The organism is Microbacterium sp. Bi128, from assembly GCF_918698205.1.
Genome location: NZ_CAKKMM010001561.1, coordinates 1 through 1,138, shown reverse-complemented (window position 1 = coordinate 1,138; position 1,138 = coordinate 1). Strand labels below are relative to the sequence as shown.

Below are 1,138 nucleotides of genomic sequence, written 5' to 3'. Positions count from 1 at the left end.
CTGTCAAGGTTGACCTGCCTGCAGAGATCTTCGACGTACAGACCAACGTGCCGCTGCTGCACCAGGTCGTCGTTGCCCAGCTCGCTGCTGCTCGCCAGGGTACCCACAAGACCAAGACCCGCGCCGAGGTTTCCGGTGCAGGTCGCAAGCCGTTCAAGCAGAAGGGCACCGGCCGCGCCCGTCAGGGTTCCATCCGTGCTCCTCACATGACCGGTGGTGGCGTTGTCCACGGCCCCACGCCGCGTGACTACAGCCAGCGCACCCCCAAGAAGATGATTGCTGCTGCACTGCGCGGCGCACTCTCGGACCGCGCCCGCAACGGCCGCGTCCACGTCGTTGCTGACCTGGTTGCCGGCTCCACGCCGTCCTCCAAGGAAGCACTGGCAACCCTGCGCGGAGTTTCCGAGCGCAAGAACCTGCTCGTTGTCATTGAGCGCGCCAACGATGTTGCTGCACTGTCCGTGCGCAACCTCGAGGAAGTTCACGTTCTGTACGCAGACCAGCTGAACACCTACGACGTTCTCGTTTCCGACGACGTAGTCTTCACCAAGGCTGCCTACGAAGCATTCGTTGCTGACAAGGTTGCAAAGAACGAGGAGGATGCCAAGTGAGTGAAAAGGACGAGAACGTGACGGAAACTGTTTCCGACGCAGCCAAGGCTGACGAGCGCGGGTACCGTAAGACGAAGCGCGGCTACGTCGTCTCGGACAAGATGGAAAAGACCATCACTGTCCAGGTCGAAGACCGCGTGAAGCACGCCCTCTACGGCAAGGTCATCCGCCGCACCGCCAAGATCAAGGCTCACGACGAAGAGAACAGCGCCGGCATCGTCGACCTCGTGCTCCTCGCCGAGACCCGCCCGCTGTCCGCTACCAAGCGGTGGCGTCTGGTCGAGATCCTCGAGAAGGCCAAGTAACACCTGCACCTGTTTGTCTGGTGATACAGCAGAAGCCCTCGTTCCCCTTTGGGGGAGCGGGGGCTTCTGCGTTGCCGGCAGCCGCCGCAGCCGGCAGCCTGCGACTGGCGGCAGCAGTTTACCGTGTTCGTCACGCGAAGCAGCCTTCGGGGGGCTTACGACGCCGGCGGGCCGGGTTCCCGGGGTGCGCGGCGGCGGGGGGGCCTAAAGGCTGTCCGGCGT

2 protein-coding genes are annotated in these 1,138 nt (G+C 63.7%); both read left to right on the top strand.

Annotated features, from left to right (window positions below; all coding sequences use genetic code 11):
* The coding region (rplD, locus tag LQV45_RS34560) for a 50S ribosomal protein L4 (protein ID WP_230012419.1) at window positions 1-611 on the top strand (611 nt) is incomplete at its 5' end.
* Complete coding sequence (gene rpsQ / locus LQV45_RS34555; protein WP_230012417.1) at window positions 608-916, top strand: 30S ribosomal protein S17; 309 nt, start codon at window positions 608-610, stop codon at window positions 914-916. The genes rplD and rpsQ, both read left to right, overlap by 4 nt.
* The last annotated feature ends 222 nt before the right edge of the window (window positions 917-1,138 follow it).